The organism is Streptomyces sp. NPDC030809, assembly GCF_055572195.1.
On the sequence record NZ_JBVIDV010000025.1, the window covers coordinates 97,990 to 106,807 of the forward strand.

At 73.0% G+C, this 8,818-nt stretch carries 7 protein-coding genes; 5 read left to right on the plus strand and 2 right to left on the minus strand.

Going from position 1 to position 8,818, the window contains the following annotated elements; translation table 11 throughout:
• The first annotated feature begins 17 nt into the window (after positions 1–17).
• From ACZ407_RS28740 to ACZ407_RS28755, 4 genes are all read left to right on the plus strand, one after another.
• Positions 18–1,046, plus strand: coding sequence for a LacI family DNA-binding transcriptional regulator (locus ACZ407_RS28740; protein WP_468133257.1), 1,029 nt, complete (start codon positions 18–20; stop codon positions 1,044–1,046).
• An 86-nt stretch (positions 1,047–1,132) separates the two neighbouring features.
• The gene (locus ACZ407_RS28745) at positions 1,133–2,455 is read left to right on the plus strand and encodes a S1C family serine protease (protein WP_468133259.1); all 1,323 of its coding nucleotides are present in this window, start codon (positions 1,133–1,135) and stop codon (positions 2,453–2,455) included.
• 61 nt (positions 2,456–2,516) lie between these two features.
• Positions 2,517–3,254, plus strand: coding sequence for a response regulator transcription factor (locus tag ACZ407_RS28750; protein WP_468133261.1), 738 nt, complete (start codon positions 2,517–2,519; stop codon positions 3,252–3,254).
• A 47-nt stretch (positions 3,255–3,301) separates the two neighbouring features.
• Positions 3,302–4,675 (plus strand): sensor histidine kinase, encoded by a 1,374-nt coding sequence (locus ACZ407_RS28755; protein ID WP_468133281.1) that lies wholly within the window; start codon positions 3,302–3,304, stop codon positions 4,673–4,675.
• A 60-nt stretch (positions 4,676–4,735) separates the two neighbouring features.
• Here ACZ407_RS28755 and ACZ407_RS28760 read toward each other — a convergent pair whose 3' ends face one another.
• Positions 4,736–5,605, minus strand: coding sequence for a phosphatidylinositol-specific phospholipase C (locus ACZ407_RS28760; protein ID WP_468133263.1), 870 nt, complete (start codon positions 5,603–5,605; stop codon positions 4,736–4,738).
• A gap of 138 nt (positions 5,606–5,743) precedes the next feature.
• Positions 5,744–7,567 carry a bifunctional metallophosphatase/5'-nucleotidase gene (locus tag ACZ407_RS28765; protein WP_468133265.1) on the minus strand — a complete coding sequence of 608 codons (1,824 nt, stop codon included), beginning with the start codon at positions 7,565–7,567 and terminating at the stop codon, positions 5,744–5,746.
• A 162-nt stretch (positions 7,568–7,729) separates the two neighbouring features.
• Here ACZ407_RS28765 and mshD point away from each other — a divergent pair, with 162 nt between their 5' ends.
• Complete coding sequence (gene mshD, locus ACZ407_RS28770; RefSeq protein ID WP_468133267.1) at positions 7,730–8,656, plus strand: mycothiol synthase; 927 nt, start codon at positions 7,730–7,732, stop codon at positions 8,654–8,656.
• Positions 8,657–8,818: the final 162 nt, after the last annotated feature.

The window sequence follows — 8,818 nt, forward strand, 5'->3', positions numbered from 1 at the left end:
CGCGTAGACTTTCGCGTGTGGCCAAGGTGACGCGTGACGACGTGGCACGACTCGCGGGTACCTCTACCGCCGTCGTGAGCTACGTCATCAACAACGGACCCCGGCCGGTCGCCCCGGCCACCCGCGAGCGCGTACTCGGCGCGATCAAGGAGCTGGGCTACCGGCCCGATCGTGTTGCCCAGGCCATGGCCTCGCGGCGCACCGACCTCATAGGCATGATCGTCCCGGACGCCCGCCAGCCGTTCTTCGCGGAGATGGCGCACGCGGTCGAGCAGGCCGCCGCCGAGCGCGGCAAGATGGTGCTCGTCGGCAACTCCGACTACCGGACCGAGCGCGAGGTCCACTACCTGCGGGCCTTCCTCGGGATGCGGGTCTCCGGGCTGATCCTCGTCAGCCAGGGCATGAGCGAGCAGGCCGCCAGCGAGATCGAGGCCTGGGACGCCCGGGTCGTGCTGCTGCACGAGCGCCCCGAGGCCATCGACGACGTGGCGGTCGTCACCGACGACATCGGCGGCGCCCAGCTCGCCACCCGGCACCTGCTGGAGCACGGGCACGCCTACGTCGCCTGCATCGGCGGCATCGAGAACACCCCCTCCGTCGGCGACCCGGTCGCCGACCACGTCGAGGGCTGGCGCCGGGCCATGCTGGAGTCCGGCCGCTCCATCGAGGGCCGGCTGATCGAGGCCCCGTACAACCGGTACGACGCCTACCGGGTGGCCCTGGAGGTCCTGGCCCGGCCCGACCGGCCCACCGCGATCTTCTGCGCCACCGACGACCAGGCCATCGGCGTCCTGCGGGCCGCCCGCGAGCTGCGCATCGACGTCCCGACGGAGCTGGCGGTGGCCGGCTTCGACGACGTGAAGGAAGCCGCCCTCACCGACCCGCCGCTGACCACCATCGCCTCCGACCGCCCGGCGATGGCCCGGGCGGCGGTGGACCTGGTCCTCGACGACGGGCTGCGGGTCGCGGGCTCGCGCCGGGAGCGGCTCAAGCAGTTCCCCTCGGCGCTGGTGATCCGCCGCTCCTGCGGCTGCAACCCGTCCTGACCCTTTATTTCGGGCATACGCGGTTCTGTCGGGCTTCTCAGCGGGCACTCAGGAAGCTCTCATCATCGGCGGACAGAGTCATATCCATGACCGACAGCCACCGCCGCGAAGGCGACCCGCAGCAGAACCAGCCCGTCCAGCCTGCTCGGCAGCAGCCGCAGGCTCCGTGGGGCGAGCAGTGGCAGCACGGGCGCGACCGCCTGGCCGGGGACGTGCAGGCCGGGGACGTGCAGGCCGGGGCGCCCGGCACGCAGGCCGGCGGCGAAGGCGGCTACCCGCCGCCGCCCGCATACCCGCCGGCCGCCCCGGGCTGGTTCGAGGCCCACCGGGCACAGCCGCCGGTCATCCAGGGGGAGACCGTCCCCGCGGCGGCCCCCCTCCCCGACAGCGGGCACGGCGGGCACGGGGCCCACGGCGGCGGAGCCGCCCACGCGGCCACCGCCCCCGGCGCGGCCCGCGCCAAGCGCCCCGTCGCCCTGCTGGCCGCCGTGGCCCTCGCGGCCGCCGTGGTCGGCGGCGCGACCGCCGCCGGTGTCGAGCGCTTCCTCGGCGGCGGCGCGGACGGCACCGGCGGCGTCGGGTTCGCCGGGAGCAACGTCTCGCAGTCCTCCAACGGGACCGTGGCGGGCGTGGCCCAGCAGGTCAGCCCGTCCGTGGTGCGCATCGACGTCAAGAAGTCCGGCGGCCAGGCCGTCGGTTCGGGCGTCGTGATCACCTCCGGCGGCGAGGTCGTGACGAACAACCACGTCGTCGACGGGGCCGACGAGGTCCAGGTGACGATGAGCGACGGCAAGAAGTACCCGGCGAAGATCGTGGGCACCGACCCCGGCAAGGACCTCGCCCTCATCAAGCTGACCGGCGCCAAGGGCCTCAAGGCCGCCAAGCTCGGCAACTCGGACCAGGTGAAGGTCGGCGACCAGGTCGTCGCGATCGGCTCCCCCGACAGCCTCACCGGCACCGTCACCAGCGGCATCGTCTCCGCCCTCGACCGCAAGGTCAGCGTCCCCCTGTCGGAAGGCGGCCGGCAGGGCCGGCAGCAGAGCCCGTACGGCGGGAACGGGGGCGGCGGCTGGCCGTTCTCCTTCGGCGGCCGGGACTTCAACGGGGACACCGGCTCCGACACCACCTCGTACAAGGCCATCCAGACCGATGCCTCCCTCAACCCCGGCAACTCCGGCGGCGCGCTCATCAACATGAACGGCGAGATCGTGGGCATGCCCTCGGCGATCTACTCCCCGTCCAACGGCTCCTCCGGCGCCGGCAGCGTGGGCCTCGGCTTCGCCATCCCCGTCAACACCATCAAGGCCGACCTGGAGCACCTCCGCAGCGGAGGCTCCGGCAACGGCTCCGGATCCGGCTCGGACGCGGACTCCGGGGACGGCTCGGGCTTCTTCGGAACCGCCTACTGACCGCTCCGTGCGAGGCTGAGAGCGACCACCCGGCCCCGAACCGAGGAAGACGAGCGAGCCGATGACTGCCCCCGAAGGCGACCCGCAGCGCATTCTCATCGTCGACGACGAGCCCGCCGTCCGCGAGGCGCTGCGGCGCAGCCTCGCCTTCGAGGGCTACGGCACCGAGACGGCGGTCGACGGGCTCGACGCGCTCGACAAGGCGGCCGCGCAGCAGCCCGACCTGATCGTGCTGGACATCCAGATGCCCCGCATGGACGGGCTGACCGCGGCCCGCCGGCTGCGCGCCGCCGGCTCGCTGACGCCGATCCTGATGCTCACCGCCCGCGACACCGTGGGCGACCGGGTCACCGGCCTCGACGCGGGCGCGGACGACTACCTCGTCAAACCCTTCGAGCTGGACGAGCTGTTCGCCCGCATCCGGGCCCTGCTGCGGCGCAGCCGGTACGCGGCCCCCGCCGCGGACGGGGCCGCGCAGCAGGACGTACTGACCTTCGCGGACCTGCGGATGGACCTCGCCACCCGCGAAGTGACCCGCGGCGGGCGGCCGGTGGAGCTGACCCGCACCGAGTTCACCCTGCTGGAGATGTTCCTCGCGCACCCCCGGCAGGTCCTGACCCGCGAGCAGATCCTGAAGACCGTGTGGGGCTTCGACTTCGAGCCCAGCTCCAACTCCCTGGACGTGTACGTGATGTACCTGCGCCGCAAGACCGAGGCCAACGGCGAACCGCGCCTCGTGCACACCGTCCGCGGGGTCGGCTACGCGCTGCGGGCCGGCGAGGCGGGCGGCGGCGAGTGAGCCCCGTCAGACGGTTCCGGGCGCTGCCGCTGCGCTCGCGGCTGGCGATGCTGGTGGCCACGGCGGTCGCGGTCGCGGTCGCGGCCGTGGCGGCGGTCTGCTGGTTCATGGTGCGCAGCCAGCTGCGCGACCAGCTCGACGCCTCCCTGCTGGCCACCAACCCGGCCGGGCAGGTGGCCCAGGCCCTGGAGCGGGGCTGCGTGACCCCGCCGCAGGAGCCCGAGCAGCAGATCGCCGGCGAGCTCAACGCGACCGTGCAGATCGTCGCGGCCGACGGCTGGCACTGCTGGGTGAGCGGCAAGACCACCCTGCCCCTGACCACGGTGGACCTGGAGGTCGCGGCCGGACAGCGGGACAACACCCTGCACGACGTGACGACCACCGACGGGGTCGCCATGCGCGTCTACACCCTGGCGGCCCGCACCGGCACGCCCGGGAACGTACGCCTGTTCGCGGTGTCCGTGGCCAAGCCGCTCGCCGACATCGACAAGCCGCTGTCCACCCTGGCCTGGGTGCTGCTGCTGGTCGCCGGGGTGGGCGCGGTCGGCGCCGGGGCGGCCGGCCTGTGGGTGGCCCGGACCGGGCTGCGGCCCGTGGACGAACTGACCGGGGCCGTCGAGCACATCGCGCGGACCGAGGACCTCACCGTGCGCATCCCCGACGAGGGCGAGGACGAGATCGCCCGGCTCTCGCGCTCCTTCAACCAGATGACGGCCGCGCTCGCCTCCTCCCGGGACCGGCAGGCCCAGCTGATCGCCGACGCCGGGCACGAGCTGCGCACCCCGCTCACCTCCCTGCGCACCAACATCGAGCTGCTGGCCCGCAGCGAGGAGACCGGCCGGGCCATCCCGCCGGACGACCGCCGCGAGCTGCTGGCCTCGGTGAAGGCGCAGATGACCGAACTGGCCTCGCTGATCGGCGACCTCCAGGAGCTCTCCCGGCCGACGGCGGCCGGACCCGGTCCGCTCCAGGTGGTGGCCCTGCACGAGATCGCCGGGAACGCCCTGTCGCGGGCCCGGCTGCGCGGTCCCGAGCTGCGGATCGACGCCGTGCTGGACCCCTGGTACGTACGGGGGGAGGCGGCGGCGCTGGAGCGGGCGGTGGTCAACGTCCTCGACAACGCGGTGAAGTTCAGCCCGCCGGGCGGGACGGTCGAGGTGACCCTGCACGCGGGCGAGCTGACGGTCCGCGACCACGGCCCGGGCATCGCCCCCGAGGACCTGCCGCACGTCTTCGACCGGTTCTGGCGCTCCCCCTCGGCCCGCGCCCTGCCCGGCAGCGGCCTCGGCCTGTCCATCGTCGCCCGTACGGTCACCCACGCGGGGGGCACGGCCGAGCTGCGCCCGGCGGTTCCGGGGCCGGGCACGGAGGCGGTGCTGCGGCTGCCGGGGGCGCCGGTCCCGCCGCCGGAGATCCCGTAGAGCGGTCCGGCGGCGGTACGGCGGGTGTGCGGCAGGCGGTGCGGCGGGGGCCGCGGCCGGTCAGAACGGGTTGTGCGCGATGAGGGCCTCGACCAGGCCGCCGCGGGTGTTCGGGAAGTCCATCGGGACCACCCCGAGCCCCGTGCGGCCGGCCATCTCCGAGCCCGTCACGAACGAGTGGACCTGCGGGTTCAGGCGGTCGGAGTTCCAGCGCGGGGGCATGTACGCCGAGGTGCTGGTGTAGTTCACGAACAGCCGGCCGGGCTGCTGCACCGCCTTGCGGAAGTGGTTCTCGATCTTGGTGCGCTTGGCGAAGGGCTCGGCGTTCCAGTCGTCCTGGATGTCGAACCAGGTGCCGTCCCCGTAGCGCAGGCCGGGCAGCCCGCCGTTGTCGCCGAGCAGGACCACCTTGCCGCGGGCCTCGCCGAGCGAGGGCAGGCCGGATCCGATGCGGAACAGCGGGCGCCAGCCGCGGTTGTCGAGGTAGTCGTCGAACACGGCCCGGAAGACGGCGTCGCTCTCGCCCGAGTACTCCTGCTTCACCCGCATCAGGACGGTCTCCCCGGGGTGCGCGGCGAGGAAGTTCCAGCAGGCCACAAGCACGTCGCCGAACATCAGGTTCTGGAAGAACGAGCCGTGGTGGATGGCGAAGGAGCCGCCCGTCACCCGGCAGCGCACGTCCAGGAAGCGGATGCCGGAGTTGAGCTGGTCGGCGATGCCGATGTTCTGGCAGGCGACGAACAGGCCGCCGTAAAGGGCCCCGGAGTCGTGGGTGCCGGGCACGGTGAGCCGGGTCAGCGGGGTGTCGGCGGGCAGCGCGCCCATCCAGTCCCGCACCCCCGGGGCCGCGGCCGCCCGGCCCGCCCCCAGCCCCACCCCGGCGGCGGCCGCGGCCGCCCCCACCAGAAACGCGCGCCGATCCAGTCCCATGACTGTCCCCTCGTCCGCCCTACCGGTCGGTAGGAGTATGACGTGCACACGTCACATCCGGAACCCGTCCGGAGCCGGGAACGCCGGAGGGCGGTGGGCCCGCCGGCCCACCGCCCTCCGCTCACTGCACGGTGCCGCTTACTTGACGACCGTGATCCGGTCCGCCGCCGGCGGGGCCAGCGGGCTGGTCGCCGAGGAGTGGGCGGACAGGTACGCGTTGAACGCGTCCAGGTCGGACAGGCCCACCAGCTTGTTCTTGTGCTCCTTCAGGACGGTGAAGCCGTCGCCGCCGCCCGCCAGGAACTCGTTCATCGCGACGCGGTAGGTGCGCGCCGGGTCGATGGCCTCGCCGTTCAGCTTCACCGAGCCGACGACGATGCGGTCCGCACCGGCCTTGGTGAGGTCGAGGGTGTAGGTGAAGCCCTTCGAGACCTGGAGGATCTTCGGGCTCGGGCCGTTGACCGGGCCGCTGACCTGCTGCTGCAGGGCAGTGATCAGCTGGGCGCCGGTGAGGTCCACGACGTTCATCATGTTGCCGAACGGCTGGACCGTGAAGGACTCGCCGTAGGTGACGATGCCGTCGACGGCCTCGTCACCGGACTTGGCGTACGCCAGGTCCGAGCGGATGCCGCCCGGGTTCATGAGGGCCAGCTGGGCCCCGCCCTTGTCGGCCGGGGACAGCGCCTCCAGCTGGGCGTCGGCGATCACGTCGCCGAGCGGCTTCTCGTACGCCGCCGAGCCGCGGCCCGCGATGTCGGCCGAGATGAAGCCCTGCGGACGGCTGGCGACCGGCTTGGCCAGCTCGTTCCAGCGGCCGATCAGCTCGGACATGTCCGCGGCCTTCTCCTGGTCGCGGGTGACCACGCGGTTGACGGCCTTCGGGGCCTTGACCGCGGTGCGGACGATGTCCTTGGTCGCGCGGTCGTAGGTCAGCGTGGTCTCCGTGAACAGGCGGCCCAGGGAGGCGGCCGAGGTCACGGTGCGCGGGTTGCCGGCCGGGTCCGGGATGGTGCAGCTGTACGCCTGGTGGGTGTGGCCGGTGACCAGGGCGTCGACCTTCGGGTCCAGGCCCTTCGCGATGTCCACGATGGCGCCCGAGATGCCGGCGCCGGCACCCGGGACGTCGCAGTCGTAGTTGTACGCGCCGGAGGCGGGCAGGCCGCCCTCGTGGATCAGCGCGACGATCGACTTCACGCCCTGCTTGTTCAGCTCGGCCGCGTACTTGTTGATCGTCTCGACCTCGTCGCCGAACTTCAGGCCCTTGACGCCCGAGGCGGTGACCACGTCCGGGGTGCCCTCCAGGGTCACGCCGATGAAGCCGATCTTGACGCCGTCCTTCTTCCACACCCAGTACGGCTTCATCAGCGGGCGCTTGGTCTTCTCGACCTCGACGTTCGCCGCGAGGTACGGGAACTTCGCGCCCTCGAAGGTCTTGCCGTACTCGAAGCAGCCCTCGACCGGGTGGCAGCCGCCGTACTGCATGCGCAGCAGCTCCTGGCGGCCCTCGTCGAACTCGTGGTTGCCCACGCTCGTGACGTCGAGGTCCAGCTTGTTCAGCGCCTCGATGCTCGGCTCGTCGTGGAACAGGCCGGACAGCATCGGGCTGCCGCCGATCATGTCGCCGGCCGCCGCGGTCACCGAGTACGGGTGGCCCTCGCGCGCCTTGCGGAGGCTGGTGGCGAGGTACTCGACGCCGCCGGCCGGTATGGCCTTGGTCGTGCCGTCGGCCTGGCGCTCGGTCACATTTCCGGACGAACCCTGCGGGGGCTCCAGCGTGCCGTGGAAGTCGTTGACCGACAGCAGCTGGACGTCGACCAGCCGGTCCGAGCCCGCCGCGGCGGCCGGGGCGACGGCCCCGGCCGGAAGGGCGGCGGCCACAAGAGCACCCGCACCTGCCGTGACGGCGAGAGCGGCGAAGGTCAACCGGCGGTTTCGGCGGTGCCGTTGTGGTGTCGCTGACATCAGTTCCCCTTTGCGGACAGCGATACGACTGGGAGGTTCATGCGATCAATTGCGGAAAATCGCCTGCGCAGCCTACGGTCAACGCGCGTAGCGGGAACAGGGGGTACCGGGTTACGAGGTGGTTGCGGCTGGGTACGGGGCCCCTCGCCGTAGGCTCGTCGTATGACTGATGCAGCAGCGGCCCTGGAGCCCGGACGGCAGATCCGGCAATTCGACGAACTGACGCACGAGCAGGCCGAGGCGGTCCTCGCCCTCATCGAAGAAGCCGCCCGCACCGACGGCACGACCTCCGTCTCCGAGCAGGGCCGGCTCCGGCTGCACGGCGGCAGCCGCGAGGGCATCAGCCACTTCCTCCTCACCGAAAGCGGCCGCCTGGCCGGTTACGCCCAGCTGGAGGACACCGACCCCGTCGAGGCCCCGGCCGCCGAACTCGTCGTCCACCCCGCGCTGCGCGGCCGCGGCCACGGCCGGGCCCTGGGCAGCGCCCTCCTCGCCGCTTCGGGCAAACGCCTGCGGGTCTGGGCACACGGGGGCAAATCGGCCGCCCGCCACCTGGCCCAGGTGCTCGGCCTGACCCTCTTCCGCGAACTGCGGCAGCTGCGCCGCCCCTTGGCCGACGGCCCCGCGCTGCCGGAGCCGGTCCTGCCCGCCGGGGTGACCGTACGCACCTTCGTGCCGGGCGCCGACGACGCCGCCTGGCTCGCCGCGAACGCCGCCGCCTTCGCGCACCACCCCGAGCAGGGCGCCCTCACCCAGCGCGACCTCGACGACCGCAAGGCCCAGGCCTGGTTCGACCCGAAGGGCTTCTTCCTCGCCGAGCGCGACGGCCGGCTCGTCGGCTTCCACTGGACGAAGGTGCACACCCCCGAGAACCTCGGCGAGGTGTACGTGGTCGGCGTCCTGCCCGAGGCCCAGGGCGGCGGACTCGGCAAGGCGCTGACCGCCATCGGCCTGCGCCACCTGGCGGACTCCGGGCTGCCCACCGCCATGCTCTACGTGGACGCCGACAACCCGGCCGCCCTCTCCGTCTACGAGGGCCTCGGGTTCGTCACGCACGAGGTGGACCTGATGTACCGCACCGAGTCCTGACCCGGCGCCACGGGGGGGGGGGGGGGGGGGGGGGGGGGGGGAGGGAGGGGGGGGGGGGGGGGGGGAGGAAAAAGGGGGGGGGGGGGGGGAGGGGGAGGGGGGGGGGGGGGGGTACAAAAGGGCGGTTGGTGCAAAAAGGCGGTGTCCCCGGGGGGTTGGAGT